The sequence below is a fragment of the Ignavibacteriales bacterium genome (assembly GCA_026390815.1).
Lineage (GTDB): Bacteria > Bacteroidota > Ignavibacteria > Ignavibacteriales > SURF-24 > JAPLFH01.
Window position 1 is genome coordinate 1 of the sequence record JAPLFH010000025.1, and the last position, 25,713, is coordinate 25,713.

17 protein-coding genes are annotated in these 25,713 nt (G+C 34.0%); 1 reads left to right on the plus strand and 16 read right to left on the minus strand.

Annotated elements, in window-relative coordinates; all coding sequences use genetic code 11:
• Positions 1-281 precede the first annotated feature (281 nt).
• From NTX22_08640 to NTX22_08705, 14 genes are all read right to left on the minus strand, one after another.
• On the minus strand, positions 282-638 hold the full coding sequence (locus NTX22_08640) for a four helix bundle protein (GenBank protein MCX6150574.1): 357 nt from the start codon (positions 636-638) through the stop codon (positions 282-284).
• A gap of 151 nt (positions 639-789) precedes the next feature.
• On the minus strand, positions 790-1,149 hold the full coding sequence (locus NTX22_08645; protein MCX6150575.1) for a hypothetical protein: 360 nt from the start codon (positions 1,147-1,149) through the stop codon (positions 790-792).
• Between the two features lie 45 nt (positions 1,150-1,194).
• On the minus strand, positions 1,195-1,491 hold the full coding sequence (locus NTX22_08650) for a Fic family protein (protein ID MCX6150576.1): 297 nt from the start codon (positions 1,489-1,491) through the stop codon (positions 1,195-1,197).
• Between the two features lie 17 nt (positions 1,492-1,508).
• Positions 1,509-4,352, minus strand: coding sequence for a hypothetical protein (locus NTX22_08655; protein MCX6150577.1), 2,844 nt, complete (start codon positions 4,350-4,352; stop codon positions 1,509-1,511).
• Positions 4,342-6,522: a hypothetical protein gene (locus NTX22_08660; GenBank protein ID MCX6150578.1), complete on the minus strand. Its 2,181-nt coding sequence runs from the start codon at positions 6,520-6,522 to the stop codon at positions 4,342-4,344. Before NTX22_08660 ends, NTX22_08655 begins: the two co-directional genes overlap by 11 nt.
• 7 nt (positions 6,523-6,529) lie before the next feature.
• Positions 6,530-11,395 carry a hypothetical protein gene (locus tag NTX22_08665; protein MCX6150579.1) on the minus strand — a complete coding sequence of 1,622 codons (4,866 nt, stop codon included), beginning with the start codon at positions 11,393-11,395 and terminating at the stop codon, positions 6,530-6,532.
• A 74-nt stretch (positions 11,396-11,469) separates the two neighbouring features.
• Positions 11,470-11,715, minus strand: a complete 246-nt coding sequence (locus NTX22_08670; protein MCX6150580.1) for a hypothetical protein — start codon at positions 11,713-11,715, stop codon at positions 11,470-11,472.
• Positions 11,716-12,153: 438 nt separating this feature from the next.
• Positions 12,154-12,486 carry a hypothetical protein gene (locus NTX22_08675; protein MCX6150581.1) on the minus strand — a complete coding sequence of 111 codons (333 nt, stop codon included), beginning with the start codon at positions 12,484-12,486 and terminating at the stop codon, positions 12,154-12,156.
• Between the two features lie 22 nt (positions 12,487-12,508).
• On the minus strand, positions 12,509-13,150 hold the full coding sequence (locus tag NTX22_08680) for a WG repeat-containing protein (GenBank protein MCX6150582.1): 642 nt from the start codon (positions 13,148-13,150) through the stop codon (positions 12,509-12,511).
• 5 nt (positions 13,151-13,155) lie between these two features.
• Positions 13,156-14,388 (minus strand): fibrobacter succinogenes major paralogous domain-containing protein, encoded by a 1,233-nt coding sequence (locus NTX22_08685; GenBank protein MCX6150583.1) that lies wholly within the window; start codon positions 14,386-14,388, stop codon positions 13,156-13,158.
• Positions 14,389-14,545: 157 nt separating this feature from the next.
• The gene (locus tag NTX22_08690; GenBank protein ID MCX6150584.1) at positions 14,546-14,803 is read right to left on the minus strand and encodes a hypothetical protein; all 258 of its coding nucleotides are present in this window, start codon (positions 14,801-14,803) and stop codon (positions 14,546-14,548) included.
• A 2-nt stretch (positions 14,804-14,805) separates the two neighbouring features.
• Entirely contained in the window at positions 14,806-15,537 is a 732-nt protein-coding gene (locus NTX22_08695; protein MCX6150585.1) for a hypothetical protein, read from the minus strand.
• A gap of 262 nt (positions 15,538-15,799) precedes the next feature.
• Positions 15,800-18,799, minus strand: coding sequence for a histidine kinase (locus NTX22_08700; GenBank protein MCX6150586.1), 3,000 nt, complete (start codon positions 18,797-18,799; stop codon positions 15,800-15,802).
• 2 nt (positions 18,800-18,801) lie between these two features.
• Entirely contained in the window at positions 18,802-19,527 is a 726-nt protein-coding gene (locus NTX22_08705) for a LytTR family DNA-binding domain-containing protein (GenBank protein MCX6150587.1), read from the minus strand.
• Between the two features lie 797 nt (positions 19,528-20,324).
• On the opposite strand from NTX22_08705, the gene NTX22_08710 reads away from it, so the two are divergent.
• Positions 20,325-22,265, plus strand: a complete 1,941-nt coding sequence (locus NTX22_08710) for a T9SS type A sorting domain-containing protein (protein ID MCX6150588.1) — start codon at positions 20,325-20,327, stop codon at positions 22,263-22,265.
• Positions 22,266-22,713: 448 nt separating this feature from the next.
• Here NTX22_08710 and NTX22_08715 read toward each other — a convergent pair whose 3' ends face one another.
• Together NTX22_08715 and NTX22_08720 are read right to left on the minus strand one after the other, a co-directional pair.
• A complete protein-coding gene (locus NTX22_08715) occupies positions 22,714-23,196 on the minus strand; it encodes a hypothetical protein (protein MCX6150589.1) in 483 nt (160 codons plus the stop codon).
• Between the two features lie 30 nt (positions 23,197-23,226).
• A complete protein-coding gene (locus NTX22_08720) occupies positions 23,227-25,647 on the minus strand; it encodes a TonB-dependent receptor (protein MCX6150590.1) in 2,421 nt (806 codons plus the stop codon).
• Positions 25,648-25,713: the final 66 nt, after the last annotated feature.

Genomic DNA, 25,713 nt, shown 5'->3' on the forward strand with positions numbered 1-25,713 from the left:
GGTAGGCAGGTGTGTACGATGTTGTGCAATTAATTATTTACTAAACATCGGTAACATCCCCATGGGGATGTTCGTGCACGATCTCTTGCTTTAATAGTATCACTAAAAAGTGTGCACGATGTGGTGCTATTTGTGAATTAATTATTAAGTCACGTTACGCATCGTTAGATATTTGAGCCAAAAAACTCATCTCCTTAGTCCCCTTCTCTTTCAAAGAGAAGGGGATTTGGGGTAGAGTTCAAAATGCTGCGTAACGTGACTTATTAATTAACAGTGAATAATTATTTTTTTGTTTTTGATGTTTTTAAAATTGCGATAAGCAGTTTTAATAATTCTTCGCAATCATTTAAAATTGATACGCTAAATTTTTTATCCAGATAACCACTATCTATTAGTAAACGAAGCCAATAATGAGTTTCTCTAGATTCTTTTAAAGCAATTTGAAGTTTTGCTATGAAATCAGCCTTGGATTGACCTCCGATAGCTTCTTCAACATTTGCCCCAATGCTTGTACCACTTCTTAATATCTGTTTTGAAAGGATAAATTCTTTTTTTTCCTCAACTAAATACTTGTAAAGTTTAACAATTCTTAATGCAAATTGATAACTTTTTATTTGTATCGGGCTTTTATTTTTCATTTGCTACAACTATTAATTCTTAATTATTCATTTTAAAAGCTCGTTGAACTATTGGTGCTGTGGTCATTCTTTAGTTATCCTTAAACAATTTCAAATATTCTGTAAACTCAAACTCCCGATTTCTCTTCCAGCCAGTTTTTTCATTTAAAATTCATAGTCTCTCAAAATCAGAGAGTATAGCGTTTGCTGTTGGCATCGATACTTTTAATTCTTTCTGAACTTCTTGTGCAGTAACAACAGTTTTTTTATATAGATATTTCATTAACAGTTTTGCTGTTGCAAACTTCTTTCCAAGCTCCGGAAGTTTAGCATTCTCAATCTTTGCTTTAAGTTTCAGTATTGAACTGAACGTATCAGTTCCTTTTTCGCTGGTTTCAATAATGCCAACAAGAAAAAACTTAATCCATTGAAGCATATCATTTTTAAGTCTAACAAGATTCAGATTATCATAATATAGTTGGCGATGCCTCTCAATGTAATCAGATAAATAAAGTGAGGGTCTTGATAGCAAACCGGAACTGACCAAGTAAAGAGTTATTAATAAACGTCTGATTCTTCAATTACCATCAAGAAAGGGATGTATAGTTTCAAACTGATAGTGAGCAATAGCTGCTCTTATCAGAACCGGAACATCTATCTGATCATTATGCAAAAATTTTTCCAGATCACCCATATGCTCATTCACCTCTGTGTGAACTGGTGGAATGTATGTAGCATCTTTAAGTGTAGCTCCGCCAATCCAGATTTGACTTGCTCTGAATTCACCGGGATTTCTATGTTCACCTCTTACACCACTCAATAAAGTTTTATGGGCTTCTTTTAATAATCTTGCAGAGATCGACAAAGTTTTCAATTTATTTCATATCCATCTTAAAATGTAACATTTAGCACAACATTAAATATCAGTTCATTATAATTAAGCGAGGTGTCAACAAGATCTTTATATACTGTCTCTTCTAACCTTGCGTTAAGATTAATATTTTCTAAGATAGAAATTGCAGTATTCAAATAAACCCCTGTTTTTTTGTTTGCGGACCACTCGTAGGCGATGTTTAATCCTAAAGTATTGGATAAAAATTCCATAAATGCTGCGTTTATGCTAAAATCGAAACTGTTGATATTAGAATAATAGTATGGAGAAGTTGTTTTAATTATTCCCCACGTACCTGCAAATGATATTGGTTTATCAAAACTTATTGCTTCTGTTACTGAAACTGAATTGGTGCGGTAATCAGATAAACCATTTAAAGTTTTTGCTTCATTACGGATGTAAGCTACATTTGTTAAAAAATTAAATTCTTCAATTAGCAAGGTATAGCCGGTAACAGCGGAGAACATTATCGTTTTATTTTCAATTTGATGTGAAGGAACCTGATTGTTATTTTTCTGAATATAAGGTGAATAAGAAACCTGCAGGAAAGGAAGTTTGGGGAAATTCAGTCCAAGATTTATTCCAAATGCAGTAGTGGTAGTAGTTGAGCTTTTCCATTCAATAAGGTTATCGTGTGATGTTCTGAAAAATGAACTTATAGAAATTTTTCTTGCCAATAATCCTTGTTCTACTTTTCCTTCGTAGGCAAATTGATCATTTCTCAAATTCGGTGCGCCAAGCGATGCATAACCTGGTCCAATCATTTTCATGCCAAAAGAAATACGGGTTGCAGATCCAGGATTGTTAAAAGACATTTTACCAGTATAAGAATAATCAAAGGAAGTGCTGATTTTTGGAGTAATCATTTTCTTAATCCAATTTGGAATCGATTTGCTTTCAAAGTCGGCATCTCTTGTATCACGCGTAAGTACCGAAACATTTCCTTCGCCTTCAATAAGAATAAGTTCATCAAATAAAGTCAGTTTTGTTTCAGTACCCAAAACATAATTAGCTTTTGGAGTCAATGTTAAATTATCGGGTAAAACTGTTGTTGAATTTTCATCGTCCTTAGCATATAATCCTGTAAAGAAGAAATGAGATAAATCTTTTTTTCCTATTCCAAGCCTTCCTGCATATAGACTCCTTTGATAAGCAATATTTTCAATACTACGCTGATTTTTTGAAGCAGCAAAAGCCGCATAAAAAATACCCGGATTTAATTCAACATTAATCCCGGTAACAGGAACACCTTTTAATGTATAATCAGAATATGAAGGATAATTTGTTCCAATCCCCAAAGTATTTATTCCCAGTAATAATTTCTCCCATCCCGATGCCAGTTCTGAAATTTTATCTTCCAACCTCGATTTAAGTTGTTCCTTATAGCTATTAAGGTCAAAATTAAAACTAAAGCTGTTTATACTTTGCCTGCCCGATCCCTGCTGTGTAGAGATAAGAAAATTTGCCGTGAATGGAAGTCCATAAATTGCAACAGAGGGATTCAATTCCGCAGTTAAAATATTTTTAGGCAACTCTGAAAACGGCAAGCTTTTGTAACCGGCATCAAAACTTAATTTTGCATTTCCAGAAAATGAAAATGGTTTTATTTCGTTTTCCATTTTATTATCATAAATCATATTAAGCAACTGTGAATTGTCTGTTGATGCAAGCAGCAAAGGTTGCTTATAAGAAAGGAAAGATTGATCTCCTCTTAAATGGAATACCTTTGCCGCTTCATCAGGTATATTCAGAAGCTGTTTTACTTGTAAATTCTTTTTGGAATTATCAGTAAAAGAAAATTCATAAGTTTCACTTTCTGAAACCAACACGTTGTTTAGATAAGCGTTAACCTTCCATGCATAGCGTTTGTTGTTCTGAAACCTTCTGCCTGCGACTGGATATAAAAAAACATTAGAATAAATATTTTGATTTTTAAAGAATGCAGGATTCGATAATACTGCATCATAGGAAGATTGATTGCCATATATCTCCGTAATTTTTATAGAATACGTTGCTCTAACTCCGGGAGGAATAGGAGATGGGGGCAGCCAACTAAAAGTGAGGATGGGAGGAGCTTCGTTCCGGTTTTCAGATAAATTTTTACGAACCGACTGGTTGCCTACAATTATAGGATCCGTCCAGGTTGTATCTCCTTCTCTTGTTCCCGGAGAGATTTTCTTTGCGTAATTTTCTACTGTGTCACCTTCTCTAGTTCCCGGAGAGATTTTCTTTGCGTAATTTTCTACTGTGTCACCTTCTCTAGTCCCTGGAGATATTTTCTTTTCTAATTCATAATCTTTGATATCAATTGAGATTCTCTTTTCAAAGACAGCACCGTTTTCGGGTTGAAGAATTTCAATCTGTGATAGATTTTGAGCCGCCGCCTGCATGCACTGCATACCAAGTTGATTGCCAGTTTCAGTATTTATAACAGCAACACATATCTCATATTCACCTGTAGGCACACCACCAATATTTTTAACAACATCAGAATATTTACTGTTTGTTGATTCAATTTGCAGAGGCATTAGATCGTGAGTATTTATAATTTTAAGTCCCGGTGGCAATAAAAAAGATGCTGTTGTTGCAGCTACAATTGGTCCTTTTAATGATTCAGTTGCCGTTCCTTTCAAGTATACTTTGTAAGTTGTGTTAGTAGGATTTATTAATGTAACCTTCCACATATTTTCTACTTTGAATTGGTACGGCGGTGGCTGCTGAAGCACAACAATTACCTGCGCTATTGCAGTTGATTGTGTGCTTAAGAGGATTAACAGAATAATAAATTTGCATAACTGCTTATATTCTATAAAAAATCTTGGTGAATAGTTTTTATTTGACATATATATTTACCATCTCACTCATTTTTGATTCGCCGCCTAAATTATCGAAAACTTTGACTGCGTATGTGTAATTACCTTTTCCGGATGTTAACTTTCCGTCCGTAAAAATTCTTGATTCCGATTCCTTTATCGTAGCGTACCTGCCTGGTAAATCATTTCCGATTGAGCGATAGACGACAAAATATACTCCTTCAGAATTTTCATATTTCCAATTAAGCGTTGTTTCATTTTTCTTATCATCATATTGTATTTTCAAATTTTTTACTATTGGAAGTACACCAGTATAGTATGGTCTGGCGGTTACCGGAAATGATAACTTGGAACGCAATCCCGAACTATCCACTGCAAGCAAAGAGTATTCATACATAATATTTGGTTTAACTTTTTTATCGATAAAAATAGTGTCAGCCCGCCCCATTTTAGAAAGACTATCCCATTTTGCTTCCCCCAATATTCTGCGAAATGCAACATGATATTTTACATCTTCGCTGGTACTTGGTACGAAAAACAATGTCACAGATTTGTCGGTAACAGCAACATCAATTATAACTGGAGCAACAGGAGCTATTATGTCGGGTCTCCGAATAGCTATTACGTTGGAGAATTTGGATTCATTATAACGGTTATCAAGAGCCGTTGCACGGTAATAAACATATGAAGTTGTAGTGTTAAGCGAAACAGTATCTTTGAATTCTGTAATTCGCGTATAGTTTATAGAATCATTTCCGAATGATTCAATAATAGATGAAAATTCGTGTTGGGGAGAATTGGATTTTAATATTCTGTAACCCATCAAATCTTTTTCAACATTTGGTTTCAGTACTAAAGTAACTACACCATTAGAATCCATTGTACCTTTGAACCATATTGGTTTTGCAGGAGGAACAGTATCATTTAAAGCTACATAAACAGGATAGGACTGGCTAATATTACCGGCTGTATCTACAGCCTCTACTAAATAAAAATTATTTCCGCCTTTTATAAAAGTTTTATCAATATACTCTCTTGAAACGGGAGGTAATAGATTTGTTATGTATTTAAATTCACCTGAAGTTGAAGTATCGCGTCCTATGTAAAATCCTTTTAGATCTCTTGCGGGATTATCTCTCATTTGCCATTTTATTTTTACTTCATTGTCATTTATCTGCTCAGGTTGTGGGGCGAATGGTTGTTCCGGAGGTGTTCTGTCTCTACCCATAGCTTTTATTTCACCTATAAAAACATTATCCGCAAATGAAGTAGTGCCGTAAACTTTATAAAAATATGGTTTGTAATTTACAATTAAAGTGTCCAGATAGCCCTCAGATGGATCAATAGCATCAGCTTTATTTCTCATAGTTAACAATGGAGCTTTTGTTAACTTTTTAAATGTCTTACCATTATCATCAGAGCGTTCAACTTTGTAAAAGGATAATTGATTATTTGCTTTCCAGTTTATTCCTATACTGCCTTCATTTTCCGAAGAGGTAAGATTTTGTTTTGCAAAGTCCGGATTATATTGCTCAACTTTTACTTCAACAAGCCCGTCCTCAATAATGTAAACAGGTGATTTGCCTGCTAATTTTATTTTATATACAAATTTTTCACCGCGCTTCACATCTTTATCCACATATCTTAATCCAAGTCCCTCAGCCGAATTAGAGCTGCTGTTTGCCGACAGCATAGCAAATAGTATCTGCCAACCATATTTACTTTTTTTATCTTTTAAGTCTTGCAGTTCATTACCAGTTGATGTTTCTTTTTTAACATTGGTTGTATTTTGATTTGATGATCCAAACATATATGCGAAAGCATCATAGTCAACTTCGGTGGTATCAATTCTTGTCGGTCTTACCTTAAAGTACGCTTCCCATCGCTCGTCAGTCCAGGGTTTAAATACACCTTGTTTAACCGGTTTAAATTCACCGTATAAACCAGTTTGCAAAATTGGTGCGCGTTCCAGAATAAAACCAAGTTCTTTGCATAAATCCCATACTGCCGGTTTGGAAACTGCCCATCGAACGATTACGGAATCAGAATATGTTCTTGCGATAATTCCAATCTTTGTTCTAAGGCTTTCATTCAAATCATTAACGCTAACACTATCTTTTTCCAATATTCCTGTATCTTTTTGTGCAAAAGAAAATATCTGAAGAGAAAGTACCAGCATAATTATTTTTATTAATTTCATAATTATCTTACCTGTGTATATTTAGTTGATTATTGGTGGAAGATGAGTTGTTGTTCATGGAATTTTGGGAAGTTAATCTATTTTGATAATTGTTCCGGGATGGTGGCTGGATGGTTGTCTGCTGTAAAACTCCGGAGCTGAAATTTGCAATTCTTGTTTCGGTTATGAAATTACCACTATTTGATTTTGCCTTTTCCCAAACATTAGTTGTACCCTGTTGTATTGCCCATAGTTCTGCTTTTAAGGTCAGCTTATAACGAGTCGTATCTTCAAGGTTTCTGTAATTTGTCATCACAAAATTTCTTTGTATGTAATATTCATATTGTCCAAGTGAATTTGTTCCGGCACTTCTTACAAGAGGAATTATACTTGCAGTGTTACGATTTTGACTACTAAGTTGATTTGTAGAAGTTGAGACCGCTGTTTGGTTAAAGCGATTTAATGTTTGGAAGTTCTGATTTGAAACCTGACTAACATTTGATGTTGGTGTAGTTGTTGGCTGATTTAATGGTGCCGGACCTAATGAAGTTAAAGCAGCATAATATCTAACCTGAAAAGTTCTGTTTACTATTGAACCATCAGATTGCCTTTCCTGCACATCAAATGCTTCGTTAGGAGTAAAGCCAAACATAACACCAATTTTCTTACCGGGATCAAATCTATCTGGTGAAGGAGGTGTATCAATGTTGATTATCATATCTCCGATTTGCTGTGTGGCATCTTCCTGCGTATAGGTTTGATTAGTGGGTAAAGGTGCAGGCATGCATTGCGTTCCATAACTAACATCCACATAGTTAGACCAATTAATAAATCCATTACCAATATTAACCGAAACAAGTGCTGATCCATTTATCCATACAGGATTCGGAAAACCAGCCTGAACCTGCAAACCTGCTTTTATATCTGCAAAAGTATAATCACAAGTTCCGGGCTCAGTACCGCAACATACGGTACAATAGAAGGCATCTTTTGTAGGTACTGTAACTTTAACATATCCATGAAACCAGGCAGCAACACCGCCCAGGGCATACCAACTTCTGAAACCAATAGGTGAAGTGCCGCCACAGACGGTGTTTTGTGGATATTGAAGTAAAGATAAATTAACTTCAAAACCTCCTCCAGCACCATACTTAAGATAGACTTCACCTCTTGGTAAAGAAACTATGTCAATGGATTTATCATTACTAAAGTTAACCCCAACTCCAAAAGCAAATCCTTTACCTGTGGATGATTCAGATGGTATTGTTGTTTGTACAGTTGGAATTGCAAACCCAACGCTATTTAAACCAGCAATAGTTGAAGGCTGAAAACCGTGTTTAATAAATTGCCCGATGTCATTACCGACTAATGTATATTCCCAGGCAGTTACTCCTAAAACTTTAACATTATTTGGTTGAGATGGTGTACCGCAGATAAAATACCATTTACTGGTTGCTCCATTTATATTCAGAGCCAGGTTTACTCTGTCATTAGGATTTCCAATTCCTCTCGTCGTAACCGATGGTTTATCTATTAAGGCATTAGCTACTAATGAAAATACTTTAGTTGGAGGAACATACTGTACGTAAGCATTACCTAAAATAGTGGCATCACTTCTCTTAGTTAACTCAGCCATACACCAAAAATCAAAATTAAATTTTATCATGTTAAGCCCGCCAGCAAGAGAAAACTCTCCCGTTAAAGTTGCATCACTATTAAAGGCTTTAGGCTCAGGATAGGTGCCTATTACTGCAAGTACACTCAAACCAAGTCCGATGTTTTTATCAGGGGTGAAAGTTGCGCCGGAGTTAGTTGTGTTAGTAGTTGTGGCTGCATTTTCAACGTCAGATGGATTAAGCGGCGGCATGTTCAAAACGGTCATTCTTCTCCATACACCCACACCAAAACCATAAAAAGCCAATCCGGACATGAAAGGAATTCCTGAGGTTTTTGGAAGAATCACTTTAGCGTCAACATACCAGTATCTAAAGAAGTTACTTCCGTTATTGTAATTTGTTGAACCCATTCTTAAAGTAGAACTAATCTCTGTCTTTATGGAGTTTATGGTTGCTTTAATGCTACCCATAAATCCATTTCCATAAACAGGATCGGCACTATAGAAAGCTATTTTACCATCCAGCTTAACAGCAGATAAATTTGCAAACACCTTAATAGTATCTAAATTAACACCTACAAATGTTGGAGTGAATTTGCCGGTAACAGCATCTTTTTCAATAGCTCCAATCACTGATAAAGCGCATGTACCTCCAATTTTTTCATCAAGATTTACAATAATTGAAAATGATACACCTCCCCTTATAACTTCAGTTCCTTGTTTCGGTTTCATCTTGAATTTTATATAATTTATGCTAACAGGAAAATTTGCCAGAAATTTTGGCGGACTTGCAAAACTCCACGTACCTATGTTGAAAGTAAAATTGTGATAGTTTGTGCTGTCCATATAGCTAAGTCCAACATTCTGAAAATCCATCGCCATTTTTACATTTTTAACCGGACCAATATTTATATTTGCCCATTCAAAATTTCCGTTTAAGTTAATGTCGAATTTAGTACTGTTGTTAATTGAAAAATTTATGGTTGAAGTATTAGCCAATACAAGCTTTGCATCAGAGAAAAATTTTGCGGTTATCGGTCCTTGAGGTTTAATAGTAAATAGAAATCCATTATTTGCTGCAAATGTTGCTTTAAATGGAAGTGAATTAAGCGGATTAACTTCTGATACCGGCAGAACAATTTTTCCACGCAGGTAAGCATTTGTTAAAGAGCTGCAAACTATTTCAAGTTTCAGAGTATCTAAACTTGCACCAAGCCCGGATATATTTCCATTTGGGAAAGTAAAAATATCTTTTGCCAAAACCTTCCCAGTCAATCCTTGTTTATTAATAATCATGTTTTCAATATTAACAGTAATATTCTGAGTTGATGTTTTAAAATTATCGGGAAATTTTATTTTAGCTTCCTTAATAAAAAACCCGGTGAAACTTACACCTGTATCAGCACCTGCAGGATAATTTGCGGGGAACGATAATGAATCAGGATTTCTTAAGTTAGAGTGGTCATAATAAAACGAAGTTACCTCCAGTTCCATTCCCTGTGTTCCTGAAATTGTGCATTTGGGTAGGTTCGCCGCTATAATCCAGTCATCCCATTTAACAATGTTGGTTACAATGTTACATTTAGCTTTATCAGTACCATTATCTGGGACAGGTTTTAACCAGCTCCTTGGAAACATAACATCCAAATCAATATTTAATTCACGAAAGCCTTCACAATCCCACGAGATAAAAGTTCCGTTCGAAGCCCCTTGTTCTTTCTTAATTAAGACAGTATACGAATCACCGTTAGGAACATTCCCAATAAAAGTTGCGTCATCTATCAGCCCAAGTTTGCCGGATTGAAGCGAAGGTCCTCCGGTTGAAAATATAATATCAGACCCTTTAAATCCTACACTATCGTTATACTCATTAACAGGAAATATTGCCAGACAATTTAATTTTGCTGAGGTTGGTTCAAATTTCATTTCTGATATAGCAATTGTGTATCCATCTGCATTATTAATTCCTAAGGGTAGTTTTAACGGAGTATCTGTATTGTCTTGAACCATCTGTGCCAGGTCAAAATCTTTAACCAGCTTATTTACTGAAGGATAATTACTTAATGTATTGTGCAGCCAATGATCTAATTTTTTTACTTTAGCTGTTGTCCAATTAAATGAACCGGCACCATTTATTAACCACTGCTGGGGCCATGTATCCGGTGTTTGATCGAATTGGGTTATTACATTGCCGTCATATAATTCATCAACCGTATTTACTTTAATGTTTTTAAATTCTACGGCTACAGGAGTTTTAAGCCAGGGAACCAGAATAGAACCTGTTCCGGTTAGTGCAGAACTATTGCCGGAAGCAGCAAGTACCTTCATACTAAAAAGACCCACTTTGATAATTTGCTGAACAAAATCATTCGCAACCTTTGATGAAGGTATTTGGTTTGTAATTGTAGCCGCTTGCGGTACAGATTGGCAGCCTGATGCCGGCAGTTGTGTATTACTACTACCACTACTACCGGTACTATCATTAGTAGTAATGATAAGGCTTTTTAAATTATTATTACCTGATTGAAAATCAAACCTTCGAATTTCACTGGAAGTAATAGAAGAATTATTCTGAGCAGCAAAAATCTGCCATGCATATTTCTTTTCTGTTTCAAATTTTCTTGCTGATACCGGATACTGAAACATTGTTGTTCTAATTTCTGATTTCTCAAACCACGCTGAATTTCTTTGAATAGCGGTTTCAGGAGACTGATTTCCAATTGTCTCAACTATCTTTAATTTGTACGTCATTTGTCCTGAAGGAGCCGGCATTGGAGGTAACCAGGTAAATGTCGGTGGCTTTTCAGCAGGAATACTTTCTCCATCAACAGGTGAAATAAGTGTAGGTGGAGAAGAAATTTCCACTTTTTGATTAATACAATCGCTTCCAATTTCTTCACCAGATTCACTTTTTACACGAATACAAATTGTATAATCACCTGAAGGTGCATTGCCAGTTCGGGTAAATGCTTCTCGCCATTTCCCTGATTTGAAATTAACATTCCCGGTTTTAATATCATCATATGTAATTCTCTTCATTCCAGGAGGTAAGCTTATCGGTTTTGAATTCCCTTCTACAATTATTCCATCCCCTGCTTCTTCTAATGTTCCATTTAGTGTTATCTGAATAGAATTTTTACCTGAATTTATTAGAGTTAATTTCCATATATCTGTTACGCTAAGTTGGTTAGGCGGAGGTTGTTGAAGCTTTACCGACACTTGTGCAAAACAATACCCGGTAAAGAAAAATAATGTTAAAAACAGAAATCGTTTTTGCATATTACACCAACATTGATTGATAAGTAGTTATTTTTTAATTGAATTAATAATTGGGGTCCCCAAACAGCAAGGATTTATATTATCTCGCCGTTCCTAATCTTAATGGAAGTTTTGTTCTTCAGATTTTTTAGAGACGATCTTAACTTTTCGATTTTAACCGATGGAACGTTCGGATCGTTTTCCAGATCGGCGATTGCTTCTTCAATTGATTTGTATTCTTTTACATTAACTTCATCTACTTCCTTCTTTATAATTAAAAGTGGGGCAGACTTAGACTGCTTTTTTGTAAATAAATCAATTAGCTTTTTTATAGTTTTCAATTTAGTCGATTAGATTTTTGATCAAACGTATGCACTTTGCTCCAGTACTACAATAGCTAATAAGTATACGGTATGTGTTGGTAAACTAACGGTAAGTTTTTACGAGTAATCGGTATGTAAAATAGGATTTTTAGCGATCAAAATTTTAATGAATTCATCATAACGTTTTTTTCACTCTGTAGATTTATGATTCTTTTGGTTTAGAGGTAAACTGGTTTTATAAGATATGACTGACAAATCGACAAAATTTATCCAAATGGTCTAAGGCTACGAACAGGACTTTTATAGGCTTGTTACATGCCCGGTAGAGGCATGAAGAATAGTTGTTAAAATAACCGATTGCCAGAAACGGATCCAAGTATAAAAACTTAGAGATAAAACACAGATACTGTTTGAACATCAAAGAATTTGCCTAAATGTTATTTTGCAAATGACCTATTAGGTCCATGTGAAACTACTAAACTTTATATTATTCTCGCGCATAAATTCTCCAAACAATGAGTAAGCTTTATTAACACTAAATTCTTTTTTTATTGCTTGTAATAGACCCGACTTATCTCCGGTCTTTAAATTAAAAATTTGATAGAACTTATTTACTTCCTCCGGCTCTATTGTATAGCTATACTCATAATCAGAATCACCCATAATTTTTTCAACGGAGTTACCAATATCATAGCCATCAAAGTATAACTGGTCTTTCTCATTGAAGTATATCTGCATGGATATTTTAATATCAGATCTTTCTAAATAAAACAGAGTTACTTTTTCCATAGCGTGATTTGATTGGTTTGGTTTATTTTACTTCGTCCCCTTTTTTATCAATATTAGACCAAGCACCACCTTCCATTTCATAATGTTCAGGATCATATCGGTCTTTTTTAAGTGTACAGTTCAACGCAACTCTTGCAATCCCTTTTTCAAATTGTTCAGCACATTCATATTTTGGTTCTATAATTATAATTCCGTTATTGTTTGCGTAACCAATTTTTCCATTACGTACTACCCGAAATAAGCCGTCTACCAACCAGTCTGGACCATTGTCAAACATGTATACATCAAATAAAATGTTTTCATTTCTGTCAATTGCTACAACTTTTGAATTGGTTAACTTATCATCAGAAACAAATGCAAAGTTCCTGAAAGTATCTGTAAAACAATAGTTGTATTTTCCTTGTGGAATACTAATCTCTCCTTTTGAATTTCTATAACCACAAGATTTACCCGGAGAAAATAGACCATCATCTGAAAAGCTAACCAAGTAATCTGTATGAATTGAATCTAAATTAAAATATTCTTGAGTTTTATTTACTCTCGATTCAGTTCCTTTACAACTAAAAAAGGACAATAATATTAATGTGTAAAAAACATTTCTCATTTTGTTAAATGTTCTATAACGTTTTTTAAATCGTTCTAATTTTTGAATAGATTTTACCATTTAGCCTAAAAATCCTTGAGGCAGCGAACACTGAAACCGTACTCCTTGGTGCCATAGAACAAGTTGATACTATTATCATTGCCCCACAAGTAGACGTAGTACGCGTTCGTAACATCGTAGTGCTCCGTAGAACTCCAAAAGCCAGTGTAGTCACCTAAAACAGTGAAGTTACCATGGGGTTCTCGGTAGCCCGCAAGCAAAGCAGAAAATCCACTTGTGTTTGTTCCGGCACCTTGCCCAATCTCTTTTAAGACATTGCCGTTATTGCTTACTTTTCTTTCTAAAGTTATAAACTCATTATAAGTTGGTATGTGCCAGCCTTCTGGAGCCAATCCTCTTTTATCACTCACCGCATACCAATTATACAACTTACCATACTTTTTCCCATTCACCGGATCATTTTCATAATAACACCATACTGGATTGCCATTCTCTCCAGACGCCATCCATTCTTCCGTTGTCTTCGCTTCTGGAATCAAATCACCATTTCTAAATCTGTTAACATTTAAATTTTCAACTGACCATTCTTGAATACCTATTTTGACAGTCCCATTAGTTTTTAGTCCTTTCATCTCTGGTTCCATTGCAACACTGTCAGCGCTTTTTCGAAACACTTCTTTAGAATCAGTTCCCGATCTGTATTCATCTTTAATTATTTTTTCCAAGTCAATGAGTCCAATATGTACAGTATATTTATTTACTTCACTCGCCGCTTCTGTATTATATGTAATTATAAACTTCCCATCTTTGTAATAGGTAATATCCGAGATGAAATCAAATTGACTGCGATTGAATAGAATTGTAAACTCTTTATTTGAAAGGGCATTTACAATCAGATAAAATGTTTCTGAGTCTCCACGGAATTGTCTGTCAATATCTTTTAAAGTTACTTTTGAATATTTTTGTTTATCAACTGGAACATTATGTAGAGAGTAACCGCTTTTATATTCGCCAGTACCATCGTTAATTAAACACTCTCTTTCCTTTTCGATTGTATACGGATTTAAAGTATCAATAATAGCACCGTTGTCTGAGGATATTTCAATAAATGTTGAATCCCAATTTCTACCGAAAATGAAGTTTGATCCTTTCAAATAGATTTCCCCAACTTGTCCTTCAATTTTTATATTCCAGACAAAGTCTTTTACCTTAAAATTATAGTCTTTGTGATTCAAAAAAGTCGTGTTACAACCAATGAATGAAGAGATTAAGATCAATATGATTATTCGGTTTTGCATTTTTTTCCTCTGTTTATGGCATTGATTCGTAACAACCCATCACTCCAAAATCTTTATTTCTTTTTTTATTCTTCTTCAGAACTCAAGTTCAAAGTAAAATTTCATGTGCTTGTCCTTATGTTTCCTTCGGAGCGACTGGGGCAAAATTTGAAATTTATTATTTGAGTACAAAATCGTACAGCTCCTGATAAGGATCGTGGAAAGTAATGGAACCATTCTTTTCCTGCACATAAAGCAAAGCCAACACTTTTGTGTATCGTTCCTGCTTTCCGGATCTAATAGAATTTCTGACATCCTCATATTTTATTTTTTCTTCCTGAACAATTGCTTTAATATCCGTTGAACAAATTACTTGTCGAAACATAGATAGAAGTATTGTTGGAATACTACAATTAAGTTTAATTATTTCACCCATTTTCACTTGCTGTTATTTTTAAGAAAATCTATCGAAGGCTGGAATGGATTGATAAAAGAAACCGTCCCAACTTTATCTACACTATAGAGCAAAGCAATCATTTTTTGGTAACGTTCCTGCTTGCCGGCATTTATAGTTTTACGATTATCAGCATAATTTTTTTTGATTACTTCTACATTCCCAACATCTCCATCCGGATGTTTCTTGGCATATTCACTATTAGCTAATTCATGTGCATAAGCCACTGCATTTTCTTCTGAATTTATAGCAAGACCATCTTCCCAGAACTCAACTATATATTTATCAGCACCCGCAGATTGGGCTCTAATTTCCCATTCCTTTTCCAACTTTTTCTGATCATACCCTCCGATAGTTGTAATAATCATCATAAACATTCCTGCATCAAAGTGTGTTTGTTCTGCATAATCATTAATTGATTTTGCACCTATAGCCTGACATTTATTTCTCATTTCTTCCGACCAAGTTTGTGTTTGGATTTCAATTAATTTATTCTTTTCAGATTCAGGATCGAATCCTTTTACTATTTCGTCCAGATCGGAGAATGCCTGTTTTTTTATTGATATGAATTTGGGATCATTTTTTTCCAAATAAATAGTTGTTGCATTCTTGGTTGTCTTCATGATTTTTCCTGTCTTATGAGTTTGAGAAAAACAATATCCGCTGCCGAACAAAAATAGAGCAGCTATTGCAATAATCATTTGTAGAGAATACATTTTTTTTCGCCGATCTTTTAAACGTATTTTTGGTCTGGTTAAATGCATTTATTAATCCTTAAATTGTTAAAATGTTTAGTACAATTTGAATGCGAACTTTAAAGTTATTAACTGTCAAACTACCACTTGTTTTATTGGTTTTTGTCTAAACATATACTCAATGTTTCTTTGCTACAATAGCTAATAAGTATATGGTATGTGTTGGTAAACGAACGGTAGGTATTAATTATTAATCGGTAAGTGAAGAAAGAAAATTCTGGTCTTATTCCGGCATAATAATTTTATACAGTGGTGGGGGAAGAGAAATAATGACCTCGGTTCCTTGAGAGTTGCTGTTACCATTGCTCAAATCTTCAAACATGATCGGCTGCGGAAGCTCCATTTTTGTGCTCAATAACCTCAGGCGCTCTTCAATAATCTTTATCCCTCTTGAAATGTGATCTTCTTTTTGATTCTTCTTTGCTTCTTTAATTCCTATTCCATTGTCGGTAACCTTAATTATTAACGATCGGGTTATTACTGAATCAATATCTACATCTTCAAATGAAAAGGAAATAGTTACCAATCCCTTACTGCCGGAATTAATTATACCATGCCAAATTGTATTTTCCGCAAATGGCTGAATGATCATATTCGGAATCATTATAGAAGCCGTGTCCATATCGGCTCCGGTAATGATCTCATAAGAAAAACTTTCCTGGAATCTAAGCTTCTCAAGATCCAAGTATAACTTTAGCCGGTAAAGTTCTTCTGATAAAAGAATAAATCCGCTGCCTGCAGTATCAAGATTTTTCCTTATAAGCTTCGCCATCATTGCTATATAATCATTTGCTTCTTCATTTCTATGGCAATTGATGAGGTATTGTACTGAGTTGAGTGAATTAAAAATAAAATGTGGATTCATCATTGCAGATAATGCCTGATGTTCAAGCTCATTTATCCTTTCTGTTAATGCTAATTCCTCCCGAATCTTTTTATTTTTCAGTTTCAAGCGCAATGTTACAATTGAAACAGAGATGAAAACAAATATTGAGATTATCCCAAGTTTATACCATATAGTTTCATTGAAGCGAGGTTTAACCTCGAAAATGATATTGAATGGTTTCCCCCAAGCACTATTCTGAGATTTTGCCATAATCTGCAATTCATATTTCCCATTCTCAAGAGAAATGAAATTTAGAAAATCGTAATCCGTTTCACCCCACTCACCATTCAAACTATATTTATATTTTATTGAACCTGGTGAAGAAAAACTTAATGCTCTGAAATTTATGTAAACATTATGTTGTTCCGGCTCAAAAACTAATTTGTTATAATTTGTATAAACTGAATCCCCTGCCTTTATGCTAATTATTTTTACATCGAGTGAACGAGGGACATAGTTGTTGAATAAATTTATGTCAAGAATGGAAATGCCATTGCTTGTGCCGATGTAAAGTAAATTTTTCTTGTCATCAAAATAGAGTGAAAATACTTCATCAGATGGAAGACCCGTTTTCCTGTCAAGATGTATAATTGATTTCCCGTCAATCAAATAAAGTCCCTTCATATTTCCGATCCAGATCCTATTCTTACTATCTGAAACCAGTGAAGTTGAAGAGGATAAATCGTATCCTAAAATATTTGTGTAACTGGTAACCGAATCATTTTTTAAGTTATAATTCGCAACGCCTTTATCACCAGTAAACCAAATTTTGTTTTCATTATCCTGAAAGACTGAATTAATTCTTGAGTTCAGAATTGTATTAGAGGGAAAAAATGATTTCTTCCAGCCTGCCTTTCCAGAATTATTGGAAAGAAAGTTTAATTTGCATAAGCCAAGGTTAGTTCCTATCCAAACATTCTTTTGTGTATCCTCAAAAATTTTGTTAATGCGGTTTATATTAGAACTATCTCCAAAAATATTTAACCTCAATGATCGTTCCTTTCTATATGGAAATTCTTTTTGAATTATTATGGAATTATCCCACTGGCCAAACAGATAAAACCCATCACTTGTCTTACAAAAGGAAGCTTGAACCAACAAATGGATTTTAATTTCTTTATAAGAAATATCTATGGTTTTATTTCCACCAAATGTGCCGCAAATATAAAAATCGTTATTGATATTATTAACGCTGTTTATATTTTCTGTTAATGTTTTCCCTGAATTGCTTTTGATATAGTAGAATCTTCCATTTTCTAAAATATTTATACCGTTAAATGTCCCAATCAATATTTTACCGGAGTTCTCTTTCGCTATGGAATAAACACTATTACTGCTCATTCCATCATTTTCATTATAGCTTTTTAAATAAAGATTATTCAAACAAAATACGCCTTTGCCGAATGTACTTACCCAGATATTTCCTTCAGTATCTTCAAGATAGTTATTCACTAAAGTATTCTGTAGTCCCATTTTAATCCCCATATCAATGATTTTATCTGTACCGTTCGGAATTAAAAAGAAACCCCTGTTCATAATCGAAAACCAGATATTATTATTTCTATCTCTTAAAATTGTTACAACCTCATTGTTATCTGCGTACAAACTTATTTTATATCGTTTGATTACTTTGTTGTTTTTTATCTTGTAGATCATCCCAATTGCGCCAATGAGGTAACTGTCATCATCACCCATTGTAAGACAATGAACCGTGGTATCCGGCAAATCTTTAATGTGCAATTTGTTAAGAGTATCATCTTTAAAATTAAATAACCCACTTGTAGTTAAAGCTAATATTTCTCCGCCTGGTAATTTTTCTAATTTAATAATATGGATAGGATTTGCGGAGATACTATAGCTAGATCTGTTGGATGAAACTTTTTCTTTTATAACATTAATATTTCCTAATGTACGGTAGGCGTATAATTTTTGTTCATCTTTTCCTGAAGGGACAAGCAATAAATACGAGGTAGCAAAACTTTTTCCGTTAATAACATTGCAATAGTTTTCGATCCGGCTATTTCTTAAAACATTAATCCCTTTTTCATAATTACCAATATACATTACACCATTTTTACCTTCTACAAGTGATATAATCGAATTTGAATTAAGTCCGTCTTTTGTACTGAATGTAGTGAAACGTTTTCCATCAAACTTGCTCATTCCATTTATTGTGGCAAACCAGATAAATCCATCTCGATCCTGAATAATATCATATACAGTTGAGGAAGCCAGTCCATCAGCTGATGTGTAGTGATAATAAGCCGGTGTTTGCGGATAAAGATGAGTATAGTATAGAAAGATGATTATGATTGTTATGAAAATTTTTTTCATCATATTCAAACAGCATTTATCACGGTCTTGATTTTTTGAATAAATTCCGGAGCTTTCCTGCGCGATATTTCAATCCTGCTTCCATCTGTCATCGTAACAAAGTTTCCGCTGATGTTTGAATATTCTTTTATATACTTCAAATTGATTAAATGCGATTTGTGAATTCTGAAAAATTTTTCTTTCGGCAGTGTTTCCTCAAAATCTTTTAATGTGCGGGAAATAATTGTATTCTTTCCGTCTTTAACAATAACTTTTGTATAGCATCCTTCTGCTTCAATTCGGATTATGTCATCAATAACCAGTATATTAAATCCATGAGTTGCAGGAAGCACTAATTTATCCGTTTCATAAACAGTTTCAATTTTTCTCTTTTGATTATTAATCGTCAAGAGTTTTTTAACTGTTTGCTTAAGCTCTTTTATATTTACCGGCTTAAGAAGATAATCAGTTGCACCAGCCTTTACAGCATCGATTCCAAATTCTTCATGAGCGCTAACAAATACAACCATAAATTTTCGATTATCATATTCTTTTAGGAAATCAAATCCATCAAGTACCGGCATATTAATATCGAGGAACACTACATCAGGGTCATGAATCTTAACAAGTTCCTTTGCGCTAACAACGGAATCCGCGCATCCAAGGACTTCTATCTCAAGACAATAAGTTTCAAGGATCTTCTTAAGGTTTTCCCTTCCATGAAGTTCATCATCAACTATTATTGTTTTCAATTTATTCAATTTCAATTTGCGAAAATATATTTTGAAGACTTAGTCTTAACATTCTAAACTCCGTTATTTATACGAGCCGTATATATCTTTGGAAGGCTTTAACTAAAATTTTTCTGTCGCTTTTGACTGCACTCTCAAAAACGTAAAATAAGTTATGTAAAATTTTTTATAGAGTAAATATTTAAATAAATCATTTCTGGCAAATTTATTCACAATTTTCGGTCGGCTTTTAGGTTGGAATAAAACAATATTTAGGAAAAACACAAACCATAATTAAAATAACTTGATAAGTCACCTTACGCAGCATTTTGAACTCTACCCCAAACCCCCTTCTCTTTGAAAGAGAAGGGGACTAAGGAGATGAGTTTTTTGGCTCAAATATCTAACGATGCGTAACGTGACTTGATAAGATCTTTAAACGCTTTACCTTTAAAGAGATAAAAACTAAACCTGAATATTGGAGAGAATTAAAAAAGCCTAGTAAATGGTTTAGGTTAAAAAAAGATGAATGCGGAGATAATAATTAAGAGATGTATAAACAAAGAGAGTGATATTTTGCAATACCACTCCCGAAAATTTAGATAATTATTATTACTCCCATAGAATTTGTAATGCTGGTATTAGCCAGCAGGTGCATTACTGCTATGCAGTCTATAATGACCGCAAGCTATTAAGTTAGCCGTTTGTTATCATACAGTTTTCAATCCTCTTTTAACTAACACTAAAATAATCACTCATATTTCTTCTTCTGTAAAAAACAGTTATGTTAATACAACAACATATTGCTGTGGAAAAAAATGAGCCGATCAGCCTTAAACATTTTAATAATTATCCTTCTACATAATTTCAACTACAAGGCACAAAACATTCAAATTACTGACGGCTGGTATTTCATAGACAACAACAAATTTTTTATTAAAGGGATTGGGTACGAAACGCATACTCGCCCAGGACAGGTCCCTTGGATTTATAGTTTCAATGCTGATTTAATCAGAGAGGATCTACAAAGGATTAAAGATGCTGGATTTAATACAATCCGAACATGGGGCGCATTAAAAGAAGAAGAATTGAAATTAGTAGAAGAATCCGGACTTAAAATGTTATTTGGTATTTGGATCGATCCTCAAGGTAATTTTGGGGATCAATCTTTTCAAACCGCTTCACTTAATCTTGTAAATGAAGTTTTGAGTTACTCAAAAAAGTACGATTGCATAATCGGATACTTAATTATGAATGAACCGCAGGTTGCTCATATTTACGATTCCGGTTCTCAAAATCTCCTCGATCTTTGGAATGCGGTTATAGAATTAATTCATCAAAAGCATCCTGGCGTACCGGTCTCATTTTCAAATACGATGATTGGTGATTTCATAAAAATGGACCTTTTTGATTTTGCAGCATATAACGCATATATCTACAATCCAACAACTCTAACACACTCTCATGGTTACGCCGGATATTTACATTATTTAAAAAACAACCGTGCTCCGAATAAACCATTTGTTGTTACCGAGTTCGGTTTATCGGTTTCACCTGGAACCGCAAGTAACCAGTATGGTTATGGTGGAAACACGCTTAAACAACAGTCCGATGGTGATCTTTTTATGTACCGGGAATTAATTGATGCTGGTGCACAAGGCGGAACAGTTTTTCAGTATCATGATGGGTGGTGGAAAAGCGGCAATGAATATTATCATGATAGCAATGCGGAGGAATGGTTCGGCTTAATAGAATTTGCAAGTTTAAACGATCAATATGGAACACCTCGCCCAGTTTGGTACTCATTTAAAAAATATAACAAAGCAATAATCACTGATCCGAAAAATGAACAGATAATCAAAGGAGCTATTCCAATTGAAATATTTACGACCGAAGATGTTGCAGCATTTTCGATTGTCTTAAATAATAATATTTTAATTAATCAAAAGGTTTACAAAAGTTATTACAAAGGTGAATTGAATTTATCTTTAAACGATGAAATCAAAGATCTGCAGTTAAATTTTTATTTCTACAATTCAAACGGTGATACTTTAAAATCCGAAATGATCTCAGTTCTGCTCTGCAAAGATACCGTTTCACTTCCCACGATTGATTTGCAGATAATTCCAACGAATTTAAACCCGGGGGCGAAAAATTATTTATTAATGAACCTTACAAATAATCCTTTATTTACAATCTTAAATAATAAAGTTGATTATATAGTCCATCCTCATATTGGATTTGATCCAGGAGCATCAAAATATCGAATTATTCAATTAACGAATAACAAATATAATTTTTCAGATAATTTCGATATACCACTTAATACAAAAGTTGCTACATTCGGTACCGGGTTTACGATTCAGTACGGAACATTCCAAAAGAGAATTACTGCACAAAAAATTTTAACACAAGGCAGTTGGGCAGATCCTATTTTAGCTACCGATATAATTACTGATATTAGCGAATTGAATAACGAGATAAAAAAACTTGATACTGGATTTGAATTATTCCACAATTTCCCTGATCCATTTAATTCAAGTACCAAGATCCGATATACAATAAGCGATCAGCAATATGCAACTTTGAAGGTTTATGATATTCTGGGAGATGAAATAGAAACATTAGTTAATGAAGAAAAACTTGTTGGAAGTTATGAAGTTGAGTTTGATGGTAGTAAACTTTCAAGTGGGATATATTTCTATCAATTAAAAGCCGGCAGCTTTACACAAACACGTAAAATGATCATTCTAAAATAGCTGTACGGGAAGTACATCGCGTGCACTCATTTTTCAAGCCCACACATTGTATTTTATTCCATACAGCAAAGAACAATTTCCCGAAATCAATTTTTTGTTTATGTTAAGTATTATAGTAAACGGAAAATTCAATAAGAAACTATCCGTCCATTGAAGAATCATAGCTGCTATTAATGGAAAGATTTGTTTTTATTGATATTTTTGTTGAAGATTCAAATTGAATCGAAAATGTATTCCCACATTTTTTGTCAATCCCCATCTTCCTTGCTGGCACAAAAGGATGATTCACTTTATATCAATAAAAAATTATTAAGGCACAAAGATTTGGCAGCTATTCAAATTTACCATCACTATTTGCATTAAAACTTCAGACAAACAGTAAGTAAGCTTTAGCAAAATAAAAAAGGGCTTGCGTTTTATGCAGCCCTTCTATTGCTAACAAGAAGTTTTAGTCCTTTTCATCTTCTTCTTTTTCATTCCCTTCATCTTTTTCAGATTTGGATTCGTTCTTTTTAACCAGTTTTCCATCATTCGTGAACATTAATTCTTTGTGTGATTTGCCTTTTGATATTTGAGTTTCAAAAGTAATATTATCTTTTGCATCAACAATTTTTGCTGATCCGGTAATACTCCATCCTTTGTGGTGCTTTGCCACAAATTTTTCAACACCTTTTGGCAATTCCGATTTTGTAATATCTGTTTCAGTTTCCTGTAAACCGCCTTCGGCATCCATTACAACTGATACAGCAGTTCCGTTTAACTTAAACTCAGCCTCAAATTCAGTTTTTCCTTCCTTAACCCATTTAATTACTGTTACATTGGGATAAAGTTTGTTGAAAGCATCTTTTACTTTAACCGGCACATTAATTTCTTGTGCAGTTATTGAAATTGTGAAAGCAAATAAAACTAATAAAACAATTCTTGTTTTCATTTTGATTCTCCTTTTTTTTGTTTTGTGTTGTTATATTCCATTATCATATTGAATGGCTTTTTCTTTGGTTTTTTTTGATGGTTTGCCGAGATGATAAGTTACTCCTAAATACATAATTCTCGAATCACGGCTATTTGTTGTACTCTGTCTCATCCAGGATATGTCTAAATTCATTTCTCTTGTGAGAGTTTTGAAAAGATCCGAAATTGTAAAAACTACAGATAATTTGTCATCAAATAAATCCTGGCGTACACCAAGGTTAAAAACAAAACTCGGTTTGTATTCTCCTTGAGGCGTTAACCGTGCTGATCTGTAATTGGAATTTATCTGAAGCATTGTTGTTGACGTAAGATTTGCATTACAGCTCATATTACCACTGTAGGTTATCGTCGATTTGTTATTGCTAAATCCAAGATTTGAAGCATCTATCTTTTCATAAAAAGCATTTCCGCTAAGATTAGCAGTAATAAATTTTTCATAGCTTCCTGAAAAAACAACTTCCAAGCCGGCAGATTGATCTGAAGACAAATTTTCTCTTGTGGTTAAAAGTGTAGTATCGTTAATTGCCTTTGTAATCGTTGTAATTCCATTATATCGGTTTCTATAAAACACGCTTGGGATTATTGTAAGAATATCTGATTGCCATAGAAATCCAAATTCAACCGAATGAATAAATTCAGGTTTAAGGGATGGATTACCAGCTCTAATGTTTCTTGGATCCTGGTATTCTGGAAATGGATTGAGATCATCACCTTCGGGTCTGTTAGCACGTTTACTGTAATTTAGCTGAAGCTGCATCAACTCGCTTAGTTTATAGCTTAGATGAAGTGTAGGATAAATATTGAAATAATTATTCGTAATTATATTATTTCTTGAAACAAGATTTGCTTTTATAAATGCCTGCTCGCCTCTCAATCCGCCTAAAACACCAAATGAACCAAATGAATTTGAGTAAGTTGTATAAATGGCATGAATATCTTCGTTGTAGATAAAGTGATTTGTTTTTTCAATGTCCGTAATAAATTTCTGTCTTACAGGATCAAAAGCATCGCCATAAAAATCCAAATCAGTTTTATTCAACTCACCATTATATCCTGCTTCAAAAGTTTCACTCTCACTTATTGGATAAGAATACTCAGCCAGCAGTTGAATTTTATTCTCATCTTGTTTAATCAAAGTATTATCATATTCGTTATAGATGGAAGGAACCCGATAAGTATTTGTGTAATGATTATCCTCTACTTCCGGAGAAAATGAATCGTTTACTTCAAATCTAATTTTATGATCATCTCCGGAAAAGTTGTGCTGGAAATATGCTGTGGCATCTCCTTCTTTTTCATATTCATAGTCAACTCTGCTTCTGTCATAATCCGTTGTAATGGTTTGATTCTTATCCCTTAAAACTTTTGTTGAAATATCATCACGTGTAAAACCCCTGTAAAAATAATTTCCAGTTATACCTAAACTGTTCGCTTCGTCCATATCATAATCAAGCCCAAGCATGCCTCCCCTGGAAAGAGGTCTCGATAACGATTTACTATGATCACTATAGAATCCAGAAATATTCGTTCCATCGCCATATTGCGTTCTGATATCTGATGAAATAATGTTACGGTCATCCTGCCTGATACTCAAGCTTCCAAAATAATTTACTTTGCCTGGTTTATAATTTAGAGCTGTGTTTCCATTGTACCTTTTTTGATTGCCAATACTGGCTGTAATGTTTCCATTTAATCCTGTGCCAGTTTCTTTTTTTAGTACAAGGTTTATAATTCCCGAAGTTCCATCCGGCTTGTATTTAGCAGATGGATTTGTAATTACTTCAATCCTTTCAATGGTATTAGCCGGCATCTGCTGCAATACATCTGCTCGAGTTTTTCCCATAAGCGGCGATGTTTTTCCATTTATAAGTATCAAAACATTGGAGGATCCTCTCAGGCTTACATTGCCATCAATATCAACCTGAACAGAAGGTATATTTTGTAATAACTCACTAACCGTTCCTGTTTTGCTAAGAATATCCATTTGCACATTATATATTTTTCTATCAATTGAATTACTCATAAGAATTTTATTGGATGTTACTGAGATTTCATCAAGAATAACTTCTGTTGAAGTTAATAAAATATTTCCGGCATTAACTTCCTTGTTCTTTGATGTTATCGAAATCGTGGTTGTGTTTTTAGTTATATAACCAACAGAGCTGATTCTTAAAAAATAATTTCCAAAGGGTATCTCTGGTATTTCGAATTTCCCCTTATTATTAGTAAGTGAACCAGTAATTGTGCTGCTGTCTGAATTTTTAATTACGCTGATGCTTGCAAACTCGATGGGTTGATGATTTGCTGAGTCTGAAACTGTTCCAGATAAAACGCCCACATTCTGTGCATTCGTATTTTTCCCAAGTATTAAAATGATTGATACTAAAAAAAATATTAGCTTATTTTTCATTTATCTCTCTATTGATTGAATTTTTCTAATCCGAAATATAAAAACAGATTTTGAAGAAACTCTGAA